The sequence below is a fragment of the Maritimibacter harenae genome (assembly GCF_009882975.1).
Lineage (GTDB): Bacteria > Pseudomonadota > Alphaproteobacteria > Rhodobacterales > Rhodobacteraceae > Maritimibacter > Maritimibacter harenae.
Genome location: NZ_WTUX01000017.1, coordinates 221,413 through 237,200, shown reverse-complemented (window position 1 = coordinate 237,200; position 15,788 = coordinate 221,413). Strand labels below are relative to the sequence as shown.

General features: G+C 70.4%; 19 protein-coding genes. 18 read left to right on the top strand and 1 reads right to left on the bottom strand.

What is annotated here, in order from left to right; all coding sequences use genetic code 11:
- Positions 1-299 precede the first annotated feature (299 nt).
- The 16 genes from GQE99_RS13600 to GQE99_RS13525 all read left to right on the top strand — a co-directional run bounded on the left by GQE99_RS13600 (position 300) and on the right by GQE99_RS13525 (position 14,068).
- Complete coding sequence (locus GQE99_RS13600; protein WP_161352176.1) at positions 300-614, top strand: hypothetical protein; 315 nt, start codon at positions 300-302, stop codon at positions 612-614.
- On the top strand, positions 523-1,908 hold the full coding sequence (locus GQE99_RS13595) for a DNA-packaging protein (RefSeq protein ID WP_161352175.1): 1,386 nt from the start codon (positions 523-525) through the stop codon (positions 1,906-1,908). The genes GQE99_RS13600 and GQE99_RS13595 overlap by 92 nt, the downstream gene beginning before the upstream one ends.
- 173 nt (positions 1,909-2,081) lie before the next feature.
- The gene (locus tag GQE99_RS13590) at positions 2,082-3,278 is read left to right on the top strand and encodes a phage portal protein (protein WP_161352174.1); all 1,197 of its coding nucleotides are present in this window, start codon (positions 2,082-2,084) and stop codon (positions 3,276-3,278) included.
- The gene (locus GQE99_RS13585) at positions 3,271-3,858 is read left to right on the top strand and encodes an HK97 family phage prohead protease (RefSeq protein ID WP_161352173.1); all 588 of its coding nucleotides are present in this window, start codon (positions 3,271-3,273) and stop codon (positions 3,856-3,858) included. Before GQE99_RS13590 ends, GQE99_RS13585 begins: the two co-directional genes overlap by 8 nt.
- 16 nt (positions 3,859-3,874) lie before the next feature.
- Positions 3,875-5,074 (top strand): phage major capsid protein, encoded by a 1,200-nt coding sequence (locus GQE99_RS13580; protein WP_161352172.1) that lies wholly within the window; start codon positions 3,875-3,877, stop codon positions 5,072-5,074.
- 154 nt (positions 5,075-5,228) lie between these two features.
- Complete coding sequence (locus GQE99_RS13575; RefSeq protein ID WP_161352171.1) at positions 5,229-5,822, top strand: head-tail connector protein; 594 nt, start codon at positions 5,229-5,231, stop codon at positions 5,820-5,822.
- Positions 5,819-6,157 carry a head-tail adaptor protein gene (locus GQE99_RS13570; protein ID WP_161352170.1) on the top strand — a complete coding sequence of 113 codons (339 nt, stop codon included), beginning with the start codon at positions 5,819-5,821 and terminating at the stop codon, positions 6,155-6,157. The genes GQE99_RS13575 and GQE99_RS13570 overlap by 4 nt, the downstream gene beginning before the upstream one ends.
- Positions 6,154-6,564 carry a DUF3168 domain-containing protein gene (locus tag GQE99_RS13565; protein ID WP_161352169.1) on the top strand — a complete coding sequence of 137 codons (411 nt, stop codon included), beginning with the start codon at positions 6,154-6,156 and terminating at the stop codon, positions 6,562-6,564. The genes GQE99_RS13570 and GQE99_RS13565 overlap by 4 nt, the downstream gene beginning before the upstream one ends.
- Before the next feature lie 23 nt (positions 6,565-6,587).
- Positions 6,588-7,001, top strand: a complete 414-nt coding sequence (locus GQE99_RS13560; protein ID WP_161352168.1) for a phage major tail protein, TP901-1 family — start codon at positions 6,588-6,590, stop codon at positions 6,999-7,001.
- A gap of 2 nt (positions 7,002-7,003) precedes the next feature.
- Positions 7,004-7,321: a gene transfer agent family protein gene (locus GQE99_RS13555; protein ID WP_161352167.1), complete on the top strand. Its 318-nt coding sequence runs from the start codon at positions 7,004-7,006 to the stop codon at positions 7,319-7,321.
- A complete protein-coding gene (locus tag GQE99_RS13550; RefSeq protein WP_161352166.1) occupies positions 7,318-7,518 on the top strand; it encodes a rcc01693 family protein in 201 nt (66 codons plus the stop codon). Before GQE99_RS13555 ends, GQE99_RS13550 begins: the two co-directional genes overlap by 4 nt.
- Positions 7,511-8,173, top strand: a complete 663-nt coding sequence (locus GQE99_RS13545) for a phage tail tape measure protein (protein WP_161352165.1) — start codon at positions 7,511-7,513, stop codon at positions 8,171-8,173. Before GQE99_RS13550 ends, GQE99_RS13545 begins: the two co-directional genes overlap by 8 nt.
- A gap of 11 nt (positions 8,174-8,184) precedes the next feature.
- Positions 8,185-8,817: a DUF2460 domain-containing protein gene (locus GQE99_RS13540; RefSeq protein WP_161352164.1), complete on the top strand. Its 633-nt coding sequence runs from the start codon at positions 8,185-8,187 to the stop codon at positions 8,815-8,817.
- Positions 8,817-9,704 carry a DUF2163 domain-containing protein gene (locus tag GQE99_RS13535; protein ID WP_407943796.1) on the top strand — a complete coding sequence of 296 codons (888 nt, stop codon included), beginning with the start codon at positions 8,817-8,819 and terminating at the stop codon, positions 9,702-9,704. Before GQE99_RS13540 ends, GQE99_RS13535 begins: the two co-directional genes overlap by 1 nt.
- Positions 9,701-10,138, top strand: a complete 438-nt coding sequence (locus tag GQE99_RS13530) for an NlpC/P60 family protein (protein WP_161352162.1) — start codon at positions 9,701-9,703, stop codon at positions 10,136-10,138. Before GQE99_RS13535 ends, GQE99_RS13530 begins: the two co-directional genes overlap by 4 nt.
- 3 nt (positions 10,139-10,141) lie before the next feature.
- On the top strand, positions 10,142-14,068 hold the full coding sequence (locus tag GQE99_RS13525; protein WP_161352161.1) for a baseplate multidomain protein megatron: 3,927 nt from the start codon (positions 10,142-10,144) through the stop codon (positions 14,066-14,068).
- A gap of 33 nt (positions 14,069-14,101) precedes the next feature.
- Here GQE99_RS13525 and GQE99_RS13520 read toward each other — a convergent pair whose 3' ends face one another.
- Complete coding sequence (locus GQE99_RS13520; protein WP_235917232.1) at positions 14,102-14,440, bottom strand: TraR/DksA family transcriptional regulator; 339 nt, start codon at positions 14,438-14,440, stop codon at positions 14,102-14,104.
- Between the two features lie 88 nt (positions 14,441-14,528).
- Here GQE99_RS13520 and cysE point away from each other — a divergent pair, with 88 nt between their 5' ends.
- Positions 14,529-15,344, top strand: coding sequence for a serine O-acetyltransferase (gene cysE, locus GQE99_RS13515; RefSeq protein ID WP_161352159.1), 816 nt, complete (start codon positions 14,529-14,531; stop codon positions 15,342-15,344).
- Between the two features lie 25 nt (positions 15,345-15,369).
- On the top strand, positions 15,370-15,558 hold the full coding sequence (locus tag GQE99_RS13510) for a hypothetical protein (RefSeq protein ID WP_161352158.1): 189 nt from the start codon (positions 15,370-15,372) through the stop codon (positions 15,556-15,558).
- The last annotated feature ends 230 nt before the right edge of the window (positions 15,559-15,788 follow it).

The window sequence follows — 15,788 nt, the reverse complement described above, 5'->3', positions numbered from 1 at the left end:
CGGGCCAAGTCCCGGAAGTCTTTGGGAAACTATAGCAGGCGCACCGTCATGGGAAGGGAAAGCCGGCCCGTTTGTCGGGCTCTGAGCGCTGTTTGGCCCGCAATCGCGGCTTTTCGCCGATGGTTTCGGGAAAACCGACCGGTTTCACGGGCTTAGCGGCGGATCATGGGAGAATCACCCGGGCGCCTAATGCAGCGGACGCCCGCTTGGCACGCCGTTGACGTCCTTTCGGACAGTCTTCGGATGATGACGACCGGCCTCGGTGCGGTGCCGGGGTGGCGGGCAGAACGGGCGGAAACATGATGGACGAGCCGACGGACGACATGGCGATCCACCGGATCGCGATCGACCATTTCGAGCGGGCCCTGCGGGCGCTCAACGCCCTGATCGGGGCGGTTGAAGCGGGCGAGGTCGACACGGCGCGCGCCGCGAAGGACAGCGCGTCGGACCTGCGCAAGGCAATGCAGGTCCTGTTCGAAGAACGCCGCCGCGTGGATGCCTTGTGCCTGAAAGAGGGTGGTGATGACGAAACCCAGGACTTCGACCTCGACGACGCGCGGCAGGCGCTTGAATGCCGGTTGGATCGCCTCGCTGCCGAAAGCGACCCGGACTGAGGTCCTGCAGGGCCTCGACGACGCGACGTTGGCGGCGTTGCCCTTCTTGTTCGAGTTCTGGGCGCTGGACCATCAGCTTCCGCCGGAGGGCGCGTGGCGCAGCTGGGTGATCCTCGGCGGGCGCGGGGCGGGCAAGACGCGTGCAGGCGCCGAGTGGGTGCGGGGCCGTGTCGAGGGCGCGCGGCCCTCTGATCCCGGGCGGTCCCGGCGCGTGGCGCTGGTGGCCGAGACATACGACCAGGCGCGCGACGTGATGGTGTTCGGCGAAAGCGGCATTCTGGCGTGCTCGCCGCCCGACCGAAGGCCCGAATGGCTGGCCACCCGCCGGCGCCTGGTCTGGCCCAACGGGGCCGAGGCGCAGACCTTTTCGGCCTCCGAGCCCGAAGCATTGCGCGGGCCGCAGTTCGATGCGGCCTGGGTGGACGAGCTGGCCAAGTGGAAGAAGGCCGACGTGGCCTGGGACATGCTGCAGTTCGCGCTGCGGCTGGGCGACGATCCGCGCCAGGTGGTCACGACCACGCCGCGAGACGTGGCGATCCTGCGCACCATCCTGGGTGCGCGCTCCACGGTGTCGACGCACGCGGCGACGGCGGCCAACCGGGCGAACCTCGCCCCCGGGTTTCTAGAGGAGGTGGAGGCGCGCTACGGCGGTACGCGGACCGGGCGCCAGGAGCTCGAGGGGTTGCTGCTGGAGGACCGGGAGGGGGCGCTCTGGACCACCGCGGGGCTGGAGGCCGTGCGCACCGACGCGCCGCCTGCGTTCACGCGCGTCGTCGTGGCGGTCGACCCGCCTGTGACGGGGCACGCGGGGTCGGACGAATGCGGGATCGTGGTGGCGGGCGCGCTGACCGAGGGGCCCCCGGCGCAATGGCGCGCGGTGGTGCTGGAGGACGCGAGCGTTTCGGCCGCCAAGCCAACCGACTGGGCGCGCGCTGCGCTGGACGCGGTCGCCCGGCACGGGGCCGACCGGCTGGTGGCCGAGGTGAACCAGGGCGGCGACCTGGTGGAGAGCGTGATCCGACAGATCGACGCGCTGGTGCCCTACCGCGCCGTGCGCGCGGCGAAGGGCAAGGCCGCGCGGGCCGAACCGGTGGCGGCGCTCTACGAGCAGGGCCGCGTGTCGCATCTGCGGGGCCTGGGCGCGCTGGAGGACCAGATGTGCCAGATGACGATCCGCGGCTACGAGGGGGCGGGCAGCCCCGACCGGCTCGACGCGCTGGTCTGGGCGATCCACGACCTGATGATCCTGCCGGCCCGCGACATTCGGCGTCCGCAGGTGCGTACGCTGCCTTAAAGGAAAATTTAACCCTGCCTGCGAGGGTGCAAAGCGTCGGAGGTGACCGGCGGCGCCCGAAGGCAAGGCCCTGATCCGAAATCGAAAAACCGACCGTGCCCCCCGTGCGCCCCGGCGTGCGGACACGGGACGGGCGGCCGGGTTTCCCGGTGACACACGAGGAGCGTGACAGAATGGCGGTACTGGATTTCCTGAAACGCGCAAGCGACACGGCCGACGAGACAAAGAGCTCGGCGACCGGCCCGGTGATCGCCTACCGCGGGTCCGGCCGCGTGGTCTGGGGGCCGCGCGACACGGTGAACCTGACGCGCAACGGCTTCGCCGCGAACCCGGTGGGGTTCAGGGCCGTAAAGCTCATCGCCGAGGCCGCGGCGGCCCTGCCGCTGGTGCTCCAGGACAGCCGCCAGCGCTTCGACGCGCACCCAATCCTCGACCTCGTCACGCGTCCCAACCCGGCGCAGGGGCGGGCGGACCTGTTCGAGGCGCTCTTCGGCCAGGTGCTTCTGTCCGGCAATGGCTATGTCGAGGCGGTGGGGGGCGACGCCGGCGTGCCGCTGGAACTGCACGTCCTGCGCTCGGACCGGATGAGCCTGGTGCCGGGCCCGGACGGGTGGCCGGTGGCCTATGACTACACCGTGGGGGCGAAACGCCACCGCTTCCATGTCGGCGAGGGGCTGTCGCCCATCTGCCACGTGCGCACCTTCCATCCGCAGGACGACCACTACGGTCTCTCGCCCATGCAGGCGGCGGCCACCGCGCTCGACGTTCACAGCGCCGCGACGGCCTGGTCGAAGGCGCTGCTGGACAATGCCGCGCGGCCCTCGGGCGCGATCGTCTATTCCGGTGGCGAGGGTCAGGGCACGCTGACGCCCGACCAGTACGACCGGCTGCTGAACGAGATGGAGGCGCATCACGTGGGCGCGCGCAACGCGGGCCGGCCGATGCTGCTCGAGGGCGGGCTCGACTGGAAGCCGATGGGGTTCTCGCCCTCGGACATGGAGTTCCAGAAAACCAAGGAGGCCGCGGCGCGCGAGATCGCGACGGCCTTCGGCGTGCCGCCGATGCTTCTGGGCATCCCTGGCGACGCGACCTACGCGAATTACCAGGAGGCCAACCGCGCGTTCTATCGCCTGACGGTGCTGCCGCTGGCCAGCCGGGTCGCGGCGACGCTGGCGCATTGGCTGTCCGGGTTCGCCGGTGAGACGGTCACGCTGAAGCCCGATCTGGACCAGGTGCCCGCGCTTGCCGCCGAGCGCGACCAGCAATGGGCGCGCGTCACCGCGGCCGATTTCCTGACCGACGACGAGAAGCGCGCCCTTCTGGGCCTGCCGCCCCTGACCCCCGACACCGAGGAGACGCAGAATGGATGAGGAACGCACGCTCACCGGGCTCGAACACAAGTTCGCGGCGATCGGGGACACGCGCACCGTCGACGACGGGATCGAGATCGCCGGTTACGCCAGCTTGTTCGGCAAGCCCGATCGCGGCGGCGACGTGGTCGCCCCGGGGGCCTATGCCAAGAGCCTCGCGGCGCTGGCGGCGAACGGGGGGCGGGTGAAGATGCTGTGGCAGCACGACCCGGTCCGGCCCATCGGTGTGTGGGACGACGTGCGCGAGGATGCGCGCGGGCTTTACGTGAAGGGCCGGATCCTCACCGACGTGGACACCGGGCGCGAGGCCGCGCGGCTGATCCGGGCCGGGGCCATCGACGGGCTGTCGATCGGGTATCGGACCCTGCGCGCCACGAAGACCGACAAGGGCCGGCGGCTCTTGCAGGAACTGGAACTGTGGGAGGTGTCGCTCGTGACCTTTCCCATGCTGCCCAGTGCGCGGATCGGGGCCAAGGGTGACGGGCCCGCGGCGACCGGGCTCCGCCAGTTGGCGCGCATCATCGAGGATGCCCGCCTGATGCTGCCCCGGCACGGTTCGGGCGGCGATCCGACCCTCTGATGAAAAGGATCACGTGATGACGAAAGAGACCAAGGCTCATGGGCCGTCGGACGCGCCCGCGGGTGCGGATCCCACCGCGGAGGTCAAATCCGCCCTGACCCGTTTCGTGAGCGATATCAATTCGTTCAACGACGACATTTATTCCCGACTTCAACAACAGGAAGAGCGACTGACCATGCTGGATCGTAAATCCCTCTCGCCCGCGCGCCCGGCGCTGGCCACCACCGCGGACCCCGAAGCCCCGCACCAGAAGGCGTTCGAGGCCTACCTGCGCTCGGGCGACGAAGACGCCCTGCGCGGCATCGTCATCGAGGAAAAGAGCATCTCCACGGCGGTCGCCGGTGACGGGGGCTACCTGGTCGATCCCAAGACGGCGGACGTGATCCAGAGCGTGCTGCGCTCCAACGCGTCGCTCCGGGCCGTGGCCAACGTGGTGAACGTGGAGGCGACCTCCTACGATGTGCTGATCGACCACGGGGACCTTGGCTCCGGCTGGGCGACCGAGACCGATCCGGCGACCGAAACGGCCACCCCGACAATCGAGCGGATCACCATCCCGCTGCATGAGCTGTCGGCGCTGCCCAAGGCGTCGCAACGCCTGCTGGACGATGCCGCCTTCGACATCGAAAGCTGGCTCGCGGGCCGGATCGCCGACAAGTTCGCCCGGGCCGAGGCCGCCGCCTTCGTGTCGGGCGACGGGGTCGACAAGCCCACGGGGTTCCTCACCCATCCGGCGGTCGCGGACGCGAGCTGGAGCTGGGGCAACATCGGCTACGTGCCCACCGGCGCGGACGGCGATTTCGACGCGCTGAACCCGGTCGACTGCCTGTTCGACCTGGTCTACGCGCTCGATGCCGAGTACCGCGCCGGCGCGAGCTTCGTGATGAACTCGCGCACCGCGGGGGCCATGCGCAAACTCAAGGACGCCGACGGGCGCTTCCTGTGGTCCGACGGGCTGACCGCGGACACGCCCGCGCGGCTTGCGGGGTACCCGGTGCTCATCGTCGAGGACATGCCGGACATCGGCTCGGGCACCACGCCCGTGGCCTTCGGGGATTTCCAGGCGGGCTACACCGTGGCCGAACGCCCCGACACCCGCATCCTGCGCGACCCGTTCTCGGCCAAGCCGCACGTGCTGTTCTACGCGACCAAGCGCGTCGGCGGCGACGTGAGCGATTTCGCGGCGATCAAGCTTCTGAAGTTCTCGATCTCCTGATCGAGCGGGATGTCGTGCCGGCCCCCGGGCCGGCGCGGCGACGGGTGCGCGCCGTGTCCCGGTGTCGCTTGGTTGTGTCCCCTCCCGTCCGGGCGACTGGGGAGGCGCGCGCCCGCACCAGGTACGCGAGGGGCCGGAATTTCGGAGTTGATCCATGATGTTAGTCGAGCAGACGACGATCGCCAGCGGTGTCCTGCCGGTCCAGGCGTTCAAGGACCACCTGCGGCTCGGCACGGGGTTTGCCGACGACGACGTGCAGGACGGCGTGCTGGAGGCCCATCTGCGTGCCGCCATTGCCGCGATCGAGGCGCGCACGTCCAAGGCGATCCTCGCCCGCGGGTTCCAGTGGAGCGTGGGGGCCTGGCGCGACCTGTCGGCGCAGGTCCTGCCGATCGCGCCGGTGAGCGCGGTCACGTCGCTCACCATCGTCGACCGGCTGGGCGTGACCGAGGCGATCGACCCGGCCCGCTACACGCTGATCCCCGACACCCATCGTCCGCGGATCGTGTCGACCGGCTTCTGCCTGCCGCAGATCCCGGTGAACGGGCGCGCGGAGATGGTGTTCGAGGCCGGCTTCGCGTCCGGCTGGGAAGACGTGCCCCCGGACCTGGCCCATGCCGTGTTCCTGCTGGCTGCGCAGTATTACGAGGCGCGCGCGATGCCGGGGTCGTCGAAGCTCCCCGACAGCGTGGCGGCCCTGACCGAAACCTACCGCGACCTGCGGCTTTTCGGGGGAGGGCGCGCATGAAACGGCCGAACCTGAACCGCAAGCTGACGCTGGAGGCGCCCGAGGACATCGCGGACGGGGCCGGGGGGCACCGCCGCACCTGGGTCGCGCTGGGTGAACACTGGGCCGAACTCAGGGCGGGCACCGGGCGCGAACGCGCAGTCGAGGCGACGACGGCCTCGCGGGTGCCCTGGAAGATCACGGTGCGCGCCGCGCCGCATGGCGCGCCGTCGCGCCCGCGCCCCGACCAGCGGTTCCGCGCAGGTGCCCGGGTCTTCCGCATTCTCGCGGTGGCGGAGGCCGACAGCGCAGGGCGCTACCTGACCTGTTTCGCGCACGAGGAGGTGTCGGCATGAGCTATGGACCCGCGCTCGCCCTGCAACAGGCGATCTACGAGGCGCTCACCGCCGACCCGACGCTGGCCGCGCTCGTCGGAGACGCGATCTTCGACGCGGTGCCCGCCGGGGTCACTGGCGGCACCTATGTCGCGCTTGGCCCCGAGGATGTGCGCGACGCCTCGGACATGACCGGGATGGGCGCGCGCCACGATGTGACCGTGAGCGTGATCTCGGACGCGGGCGGCTTTTCCACCGCGAAGGAGGCCGCCGTGGCCGTATCCGATGCCCTCGTCGATGCCCCGCTGACGCTCGCCCGCGGCACGCTCGTGTCGCTCGATTTCCACCGCGCCCGGGCCCGCCGGGTGCAGGACGCCGACATGCGGCGCATCGACCTGCGCTTTCGCGCCCGGATCGAAGACAGCTGAACCCCAGATCACGGAGACCTGCCATGACCGCACAGACCGGCAAAGACCTTCTCATCAAGCTCGACATGGACGACACGGGCAACTTTTCCACCCTCGCGGGCCTGCGCGCTACGCGGCTCAGCCTCAATGCCGAGAGCGTGGATGTCACCTCGCTCGACAGCGCCGGGGGGTGGCGCGAGCTTCTGGGGGGCGCGGGCGTCAAATCCGCCGCGCTCTCGGGTTCGGGCATCTTCAAGGATGCAGCCACCGACGCGCGTGCACGCCAGATCTTCTTCGACGGCGAGTTGCCGGAGTTCCAGGTGATCGTGCCGGATTTCGGCATCCTGCAGGGCCGCTTCATGATCACCGCGATCGAGTATGCCGGCACCCACAACGGGGAGGCCACCTTCGAGATGTCGATGGCCTCGGCCGGTGAACTTGGTTTCACGGCGCTCTGATCATGGCCAATCCCTGGACCGGAGAAGTGGCGCTGACCGTGGATGGCGAGCGCCGGGTGCTCAAGCTCACGCTGGGCGCACTGGCCGAGCTCGAGGCGCGGCTGGAGGCCGACAGCCTGATGGACCTCGTGGGGCGCTTCGAAACGGGCCGCTTCTCGGCACGCGACGTGATCGCGGTGCTGGTGGCGGGGTTGCGTGGCGGCGGTCACGAGGGCGTGGACCTTGCCGGCGCCGAGATCGCCGGCGGCCCCATGGAGGCGGCCCGGGTGGCGGGGCAGCTTATCGTGCGTGCCTTCACCCTGCCGGAGGCGGGCGCGTGAGCGGTTTCGACTGGCCGGGGCTCATGCGGCTGGGGGTGCGCGGGCTGGGCCTTGCCCCGCGCGACTTCTGGGCGCTCACGCCGGCCGAACTCACGCTGATGCTGGGGCGCGACGGGGCGGGTGCGCTCGACCGGGCGCGACTCGACGATCTCGCGCGCGCCTTTCCCGACACGACGACAGGAGATGACGATGGATGATTTCGACAGCCTCGAGGCGTTCGACGACCAGGTCGCGGCCCTCGAGGCCACGCTTCAGGGCGCGAACGCGCTCACGGCGCAGTTCACCGCCGAGATCGCGCGGGTGGGCGCCACCTTCGACAAGGTGAGCACGGACGCCTCGGGCCTGTCCTCGGGAATGACGCAGGGGCTGCGCCGGTCGCTCGACGGCCTGGTGCACGGGTCCATGAACGCCGAGGAGGCGATGCGCGCGCTGGGCCGGTCGATGCTCGACACCGTCTACGATGCGGCGGTCTCGCCGATGGTGGATCACGTGGGCGGGCTGCTCGGGCAGGGGCTGGGGTCGGTGATGAACGCCTTCCTGCCCTACGCCAATGGCGGCGCCTTCGCGCAGGGACGGGTGATGCCGTTCGCCGATGGCGGCGTGGTGAACGGGCCGGTGAGCTTTCCCATGCGCGGGGCCACGGGCCTCATGGGCGAGGCGGGGCCTGAGGCGATCATGCCGCTCACCCGGGGGCCCGACGGCAAGCTCGGCGTGCGCGCCGAGGGGCGGGGGCACCCGGTCACCATCGTCATGAACATCACGACGCCGGACGCGGAAAGCTTCCGCCGCTCGCAGGGCCAGGTTGCCGCGCAGGTGAACCGTGTCCTCGGGCGCGGCGCGCGCTACAGCTGAGGAGGAAGCCCATGTCCTTTCACGAGGTGAGATTCCCGCCCACCCTGAGCTTCGGCTCGGTCGGCGGGCCGGAGCGGCGCACCGAGGTGGTGACGCTGGCCAACGGGTTCGAGGAACGCAACACCCCCTGGGCCCATTCGCGGCGGCGCTACGACGCGGGGCTGGGGATGCGCTCGCTCGACGATATCGAGACGCTGATCGCCTTCTTCGAGGCGCGGCAGGGGCAGCTTCATGGGTTCCGGTGGAAGGACTGGGCCGATTACAAGTCCACGAAACCGTCGCGGGAAATCGACCCGCTCGACCAGCCGCTTGGGGAGGGGGACGGGGTCGAACACGTCTTCCAGCTGGTCAAGGTCTATGCTTCGGGGACGAACACCTACGCGCGCCCGATCGTGAAACCCGTCGCGGGCAGCGTGACGGTCGCGATCGCCGGTGTGCCGCAGGTCGAGACCGTCGATTACGAGGTCGACACGACCTCCGGAACGATCACCTTCGCCGCGCCGCCGCCCGTGGGCGCGGCCGTGAGCGCGGGCTTCGAGTTCGACGTGCCGGTGCGGTTCGACACGGACCGCATCCGGACATCGGTCGCCTCGTTCCAGGCGGGCGAGGTGCCCGACGTGCCGGTGGTGGAGGTGCGGGTCTGATGCACATGAGCGAAGCATTCCTCGACCACCTCCAGGGCGGGCTGACCACGCTGGCGCGCTGCTGGCTTCTGCGCCGCCGGGACGGCTGGGTGCGCGGGTTCACCGACCACGACCGGGATCTCGCCTTCGACGGCGTGACCTTCCGCGCCGAGACCGGGCTTACCGCCCACGCCATCATGCAGACCACCGGGCTCGCCATCGACAACAGCGAGGCGCTGGGCGCGCTGTCGGACGCGGCGGTGAGCGAGGCGGACATCCGCGCCGGACGCTTCGACGGGGCCGAGGTCGAGGCGTGGCTGGTCAACTGGGCCGACCCGGCCGAACGCGTGCTCCAGCTCCATGGCACGTTGGGCGAACTCACGCGGGCGGGCGGCGCGTTTCGCGCGGAGCTCCTCGGGCTGTCCGAGGCGCTGAACCAGCCGCAGGGGCGGGTCTACCAGTCCGCCTGTTCGGCGGTGCTGGGTGACACGCGCTGCGGCGTCGACCTGGATCAGCCGGGGTTTTCCGAGACCTGCACGGTCCTTCGCGTGGAGGACGAGGTGCGCCTGACGCTCGAGGGCGAAATCGCGCAGCCGGAACGCTGGTTCGCCAAGGGGCGCCTGCGCGTGCTGGACGGGGAGGCGGCCGGGCTGACGGGCGTGATCAAGAACGACGCGCCGGGCGCGGCGGGGCGCCACGTGGAGCTGTGGCAGGCGCTGCGCGCGCCGCTCGCCCCCGGCGACCGGGTGCGGATCGAGGCCGGGTGCGACAAGCGGCTCGAAACCTGCCGCGACAGGTTCGCCAACATCGTCAACTTCCGCGGCTTCCCCCATGTCCCGGGCGAGGATCGGCTGCTGTCCGTGCCCGTCACCGGCACGACGGTGGATACCACCGGGGGTGGCAAATGAGGGGCGAAGCGGTCGTGGCGGAGGCGCGCGCCTGGCTCGGCACGCCCTATCGCCACCAGGCCTCCTGCCGGGGCGCGGGGGCGGATTGCCTCGGGCTCGTGCGCGGTGTCTGGCGCGCGCTTCACGGGGACGAGCCGGCCCCGGTGCCGGCCTACACCGCCGACTGGTCCGAGCCCGCGCGCGACGAGGTCCTGCTGCGCGCCGCGACCGCGCACCTCGTCGCGCTGCGCATCGAGGCCGCGCGCCCCGGCGACGTGGTGCTTTTCCGCATGCGCGCCGGCGCGGTGGCCAAGCACCTGGGCATTCTCGCCGCCACCGGAGCCGCGCCCACCTTCATCCACGCCTACGCCGGTCACGGCGTTGTCGAAAGCTCGCTCTCCGCGCCGTGGCGGCGCCGGATCGTGGGCGCATTCAGGTTTCCCGAAAGGGGGTAGCACATGGCCACCATCGTTCTTTCCGCCGTGGGCGCCGCGGTCGGCGCATCCGTGGGCGGCTCGGTCCTGGGCCTGTCGTCGGTCGTGATCGGCCGCGCGGTCGGCGCGATCGCCGGGCGCATGATCGACAACACGCTCGTCGGCGGCGGCTCGCGCGCCGTGGAGACGGGCAAGCTGGGTCGCCTGCGCCTCACCGGCGTGTCCGAGGGCGCGCCGATCGGCCGGGTCCACGGGCGGTTTCGCGTCGGCGGCCAGGTGATCTGGGCCGACCGCATCCGCGAAAACCGGCACGTGAACGCGGCTGAAAGCGGCGGCTCGGGCAAGGGCTTCGCCGCCTCCGGCCCGACGGTGGCCGAGTATTCCTATTCCGTGACCCTCGCGATCGCGCTCTGCGAGGGCGAGATCACGCGGGTCGGCCGGGTCTGGGCGGACGGGGCCGAAGTGAAGCCCGGCCACCTGTCGATGCGCGTCTACCCGGGGAGCGAAAGCCAGGCGCCCGACCCGGCGCTCGAGGCCGCGCTGGGCCCCGGGAACACGCCCGCGTTTCGCGGCACCGCCTACGTGGTCATCGAGAACCTCGACCTCAACGCCTATGGCAACCGTATCCCGGTCCTGAACTTCGAGGTCATGCGCCCGGAGCAGCCCGACCAGGCGCCCGGGATCGCGCGCGGCACCCGCGCCGTGGCGCTGATCCCGGGCTGTGGAGAATACGCGCTGGCCACCGATATCGTCCGCTTCTCGGGGCGGCCGGGCGAGGCAATGCCGGTCAACCAGCACACGCCGCTGGGGACCTCGGATTTCGAGGCGTCCGTGTCGATGCTCGAGGGCGAACTGCCGAACTGCGAGGCCGTGTCGCTGGTCGTCTCGTGGTTCGGGACCGACCTGCGGGCGGGCGCCTGCGGGTTGCACCCAAGGGTGGAGCAGAGCGCGCGCGACAGTGCCGCGATGCCGTGGTCCGTGTCCGGGCTCACCCGCACGCAGGCTGGCGAGGTGCCGAAGCAGGACGGCGCGCCGGTCTATGGCGGCACGCCCACGGACCAATCCGTCGTGCAGGCGATCGACCGGCTGCGGCAGGCGGGCCAGGCCGTCACCTTCTATCCTTTCATCCTGATGGAGCAGCTTGCGGGCAATGGCCTGCCGGACCCGTGGAGCGGGGCGGCGGACCAGCCGGCGCTGCCCTGGCGCGGGCGTATCACCCTGTCGGCAGCGCCGGGCACGGACGGCTCGCCAGACGGCACCGCGGCGGCCGATGCCGAGGTCGACGCGTTCTTCGGCACCGCCGGCCCGCAGCATTTCACGGTGGACGGCGCGACGGTGAGCTATTCCGGCCCCGACGAATGGTCCTACCGGCGCTTCATCCTCCACTACGCCGCCCTTTGCGCGGCCGCCGGTGGGGTGGATGCGTTCCTGATCGGCTCAGAGATGCGCGGCTTGACACAGATCCGGGGCACGGGCGGCACGTTCCCGGCGGTCGCGGCGCTGCGCAGCCTTGCCGCCGACGTGCGCCAGGTCCTCGGCCCCGACGTGAAGATCTCATACGCCGCTGACTGGAGCGAGTATTTCGGGTACCACCCGCAGGACGGATCGGGGGACGTCTACTTCCACCTCGACCCGCTCTGGGCGGATGACGAGATCGACTTCATCGGGATCGACAACTACATGCCGCTCGCCGACTGGCGCGAAGGCCCCGATCATGCGGATGCGCACTGGGGGGCGATCTACGACCTCGACTATCTCAAGGCGAACGTGGCCGGGGGCGAGGGCTACGATTGGTACTACCACGCCCCCGAGGCGCGGGCGGTCCAGCTGCGCACGCCGATCACCGACGGCGCGCACGGGGAGCCGTGGGTGTTTCGCTACAAGGACATCCGGTCCTGGTGGGAGCATGAGCACCACGAGCGGATCGGCGGCGTGCGGCAGACGGCGCCCACCGCCTGGCAGGCGGGATCGAAGCCTGTCTGGTTCACGGAATACGGCTGCGCGGCGATCGACAAGGGGGCGAACCAGCCCAACGCCTTCCTCGACCCCAAGAGCGCGGAGAGCGCGCTGCCGCGCCAATCGAACGGGCGGCGCGACGATTACATGCAGATGCAGTACCTGCGTGCGATGCGCGAGTACTGGGACGATCCCGAGCACAACCCGACCCATCCGATCACCGGGGTCACGATGGTCGACATGTCCCGCGCCCACGCCTGGGCCTGGGACGCGCGGCCCTTCCCGTGGTTTCCCGGCCTGCGGGACACGTGGAGCGACTGGGAGAATTACGCGCGGGGTCACTGGCTGAACGGCCGCGCGACGAACGTGTCGCTCGCCGCGGTGGTGACCGAAATCTGCCGCCGTTCTGGCGTCACCCGGGTCGATACGACGCGCTTGCACGGTCTGCTGCGCGGCTATCACGTGGACCAGGTGACCGACGCGCGCGCGGCCCTGCAGCCCCTCATGCTGGCCTACGGGTTCGAGGCGGCCGAGCGGGGCGGGCGGCTTGAATTCTTCACCCGCTCGGGCGCGCCGGACGGGACGCTCGATCCCGCGACACTCGCCGCGACGGGCGAGATCGACGGGGACCTCGAGCTCACCCGCGCGCCGGAGGCCGAGATGATCGGGCGGGTGCGCATCAACCATGCGGAGGCGGACGCGGCCTATGACATCCGTGCGACCGAAGCGGTCTTCGCGGACGAGGAAACGCGGGCGGTTTCGACCTCGGACCTGCCACTGGTCCTCACCGGGGCCGAGGCGCAGGCGACCGCGGAACGCTGGCTCGCCGAGGCGCGGGTCGCGCGCGACCGGGCGCGTTTCGCGCTGCCGCCCTCCGCGCTGGGACGGCAGGCAGGCGAGGTCGTCGAAATCGCGTCCGAGGCGGGGGGCGGTCACTACCGGATCGACCACGTGGAGCAGGCCGGGGTGCAGATGGTCGAGGCCGTGCGCGTGGAGCCGGGGGTGCTGGCCCCCGCCGAGACGCCGCAGCGTGCCCCGGCGCTCGCCCCCTTCACCCCTGCGGTGCCGGTGCATCCGATCTTCCTCGACCTCCCGGCGCTCACCGGCGACGTGCTCGCGCATCTGCCGCGCGTGGCCGTCACCGCCGACCCCTGGCCGGGGCCCGTGGCGGTGTTCTCCTCGACCACCGACAACGGCTACGGCCTGAACCGGGTGGTGACGGCGCGCGCGCGGGTCGGGATCACGGAAAGCGTGCTGCCCCGGGCGCGCCCCGGGCTGATCGACCGCGGTCCTGCGCTGCGCGTGCGGATGCTGGGGGGCGCCCTGTCCTCGGCCGGGGTCGATGGCCTCTTCGACGGGGAGAACGTGGCCGTCATCGGCTTCGGCACGCCCGACGGGTGGGAGGTGTTCCAGTTTGCCCAGGCCGAGCTTGTCGAGGCGGGCGTCTACGCGCTCTCGGGCCGCCTGCGGGGGCAGGCGGGAAGCGAATGGGTCATGCCGGACGAATGGCCGGTGGGGGCGACCGTGGTCATCCTCGACGGTGCGGTCACGCCGCTCGACCTGCCGCTGTCGGCGCGCGGGCTCGAACGCCACTACCGTTACGGCCCGGCCTCGGAACCGATCGACGACGCGACCTACGACCACGCGGTGGTGACGACGCAAGGGGTCGGGCTGCGGCCCTACGCGCCGGTGCACCTGCGGGCCACGCGGGCGGGCGGCGACGTGGCGGTCAGCTGGGTGCGCCGGACGCGGGTGGATGGTGACAGCTGGCAGGGCGTGGACGTGCCCTTGGGCGAGGAGGCGGAGCTCTACCGCGTCCGCGTGCGCCAGGGGGGCGCCGTGAAGCGGGAGCTGACGGTGAGCGCGCCGCACTGGACCTACGACGCGGCAGCGCAGGCCGCCGACGGAGTGATCGCACCGTTCGAGGTCGAGGTGGCACAGCTGTCGCAGAGCTTCGGCCCGGGTCCGTCGGCGCGGATCGACGTGCCGTCCTAGGCGGCTTCGGACATCTAAATCGGCCGGAAATCCCTATCCACGCGCGCAGGAAATGCAGGTCGGCACCGCCGGGTCGAGGTCGAGCCGTTTCTCGGCGATTTCCTCGCCGCAGTCGACGCAGTAGCCGTATTCGCCCTCGTCCATCCGCTCGAACGCCGCAGCGATCCGGCGCCGTTGTGTTTCGCGCCGGGCGGCGGTCGCCTTGGCCATCGCCTGCCCCTGGAGCGCGTCCATGCGTGACAGGCGGCCCACAGCTTGCTGGTCGAGATCGACGGTCTTCTGCCCCTCGGCGCCCAGGTCGTCGTCGCTGTCGAGCTCGGCCAGGGCGGTCTCGAGCGCGGCGCGGTAGCGTGCGATGCGCGTCTCATCCATGCGCGTGACCTTTCCCATCACAGGTTTGCGTTTGGAATTTCGACCCTATCTACAGTAAGACGGCGTCACAACTTGCATGGAGGCCCGCATGGCCGAGACCAAAGTCAAACCCCGCGCGATCGACCCGGTGTGGGACCGGATCACCTCGGAAGCCCACGAAGCGGTTGCGAAGGATCCGCTGATGGGCGGGCTGATCCATGCCTGTATCCTGCATCACAAGTCGCTTGAAAGCGCGCTGAGCTACCGCATCGCGGCCAAGCTGAGCTCGAACGAGATGTCGATGATGGTGCTGCGCGAAGTCGCGGACGAGGCGCTGGCGGACGACCCCAGCCTGGCCGAAGCCGCGCGCGCCGACCTCAACGCCGTGATCGAGCGTGACCCGGCCACCCACCGGATGCTGCAGCCGATCCTTTATTTCAAGGGCTTCCAGGGCATGCAGGCCCACCGGCTGGCGCACTGGCTGTGGAAGAAGGGGCGCAAGGATCTGTCCTATTTCCTCCAGATGCGCTGCTCCGAGGTCTACGGCATCGACATCCACCCGGCCGCGCGCATGGGCAAGGGGATCATGATCGACCATGCCCATTCCATCGTGATCGGCGAGACGGCGGTCGTGGGCGACAATGTTTCGATGCTCCACTCGGTGACGCTGGGCGGCACCGGCAAGGAGGAAGAGGATCGTCACCCCAAGATCGCCGACGAGGTGCTGATCGGGGCCGGCGCCAAGGTGCTGGGCAACATCACCGTGGGCTGCTGCTCGCGCATCGCGGCCGGCTCGGTCGTGTTGTCGGACGTGCCGCCGGCCAAGACCGTCGCGGGCGTGCCCGCCAAGGTCGTGGGCGAGGCGGGCTGCGCGCATCCGTCCGTGTCCATGAACCAGCTCCTGGGCACGCGCGACGCGCAGTGATCCCCCGAAAGCGGCTCTGTTAGTGGTGGCCGCTTTCATTTTATCAACATTTAGCGTGCGCGGCGTGGAACTTTCGCGCCGCGTTTACCGTTTCTTAGGCAACAGCCCGACAGGATCGGGCACTCGAAACGCCTGGGAGACGACCATGAAACACTTTGCCTTCATCGCGCTCGGCTGGCTTGCCGCAGGCAGCACCCTTGCCCTGATCGCGTGACCCGACAGACACCACAGACGATGACCCGTGCGGCCCGCCGCGCGGGTCATTTTTTTGCCGGCTCCGTCCCGGGCCGGAGGCAAGGCCTTGAGGTCGCTTGGCTATCTCGCGCAGCGGGCGCGACATCCGAGGGTTCGGGTCCCATAGGCAAAACATCGCGCACCCGGACCCAGACGACATGACACGCGGATCATTTTAATCAAAGGTATGGCCACCAACAGGACAACAAG

Excerpts from the sequence above, each read along its gene's own strand:
- GQE99_RS13600 (WP_161352176.1), top strand. The coding sequence starts at position 300 with ATGATGGACGAGCCGACGGACGACATGGCGATCCACCGGATCGCGATC.
- GQE99_RS13595 (WP_161352175.1), top strand. The coding sequence starts at position 523 with ATGACGAAACCCAGGACTTCGACCTCGACGACGCGCGGCAGGCGCTTG.
- GQE99_RS13590 (WP_161352174.1), top strand. The coding sequence starts at position 2,082 with ATGGCGGTACTGGATTTCCTGAAACGCGCAAGCGACACGGCCGACGAG.
- GQE99_RS13585 (WP_161352173.1), top strand. The coding sequence starts at position 3,271 with ATGGATGAGGAACGCACGCTCACCGGGCTCGAACACAAGTTCGCGGCG.
- GQE99_RS13580 (WP_161352172.1), top strand. The coding sequence starts at position 3,875 with ATGACGAAAGAGACCAAGGCTCATGGGCCGTCGGACGCGCCCGCGGGT.
- GQE99_RS13575 (WP_161352171.1), top strand. The coding sequence starts at position 5,229 with ATGATGTTAGTCGAGCAGACGACGATCGCCAGCGGTGTCCTGCCGGTC.
- GQE99_RS13570 (WP_161352170.1), top strand. The coding sequence starts at position 5,819 with ATGAAACGGCCGAACCTGAACCGCAAGCTGACGCTGGAGGCGCCCGAG.
- GQE99_RS13565 (WP_161352169.1), top strand. The coding sequence starts at position 6,154 with ATGAGCTATGGACCCGCGCTCGCCCTGCAACAGGCGATCTACGAGGCG.
- GQE99_RS13560 (WP_161352168.1), top strand. The coding sequence starts at position 6,588 with ATGACCGCACAGACCGGCAAAGACCTTCTCATCAAGCTCGACATGGAC.
- GQE99_RS13555 (WP_161352167.1), top strand. The coding sequence starts at position 7,004 with ATGGCCAATCCCTGGACCGGAGAAGTGGCGCTGACCGTGGATGGCGAG.
- GQE99_RS13545 (WP_161352165.1), top strand. The coding sequence starts at position 7,511 with ATGGATGATTTCGACAGCCTCGAGGCGTTCGACGACCAGGTCGCGGCC.
- GQE99_RS13540 (WP_161352164.1), top strand. The coding sequence starts at position 8,185 with ATGTCCTTTCACGAGGTGAGATTCCCGCCCACCCTGAGCTTCGGCTCG.
- GQE99_RS13535 (WP_407943796.1), top strand. The coding sequence starts at position 8,817 with ATGCACATGAGCGAAGCATTCCTCGACCACCTCCAGGGCGGGCTGACC.
- GQE99_RS13530 (WP_161352162.1), top strand. The coding sequence starts at position 9,701 with ATGAGGGGCGAAGCGGTCGTGGCGGAGGCGCGCGCCTGGCTCGGCACG.
- GQE99_RS13525 (WP_161352161.1), top strand. The coding sequence starts at position 10,142 with ATGGCCACCATCGTTCTTTCCGCCGTGGGCGCCGCGGTCGGCGCATCC.
- GQE99_RS13520 (WP_235917232.1), bottom strand. The coding sequence starts at position 14,440 with ATGGATGAGACGCGCATCGCACGCTACCGCGCCGCGCTCGAGACCGCC.
- cysE (WP_161352159.1), top strand. The coding sequence starts at position 14,529 with ATGGCCGAGACCAAAGTCAAACCCCGCGCGATCGACCCGGTGTGGGAC.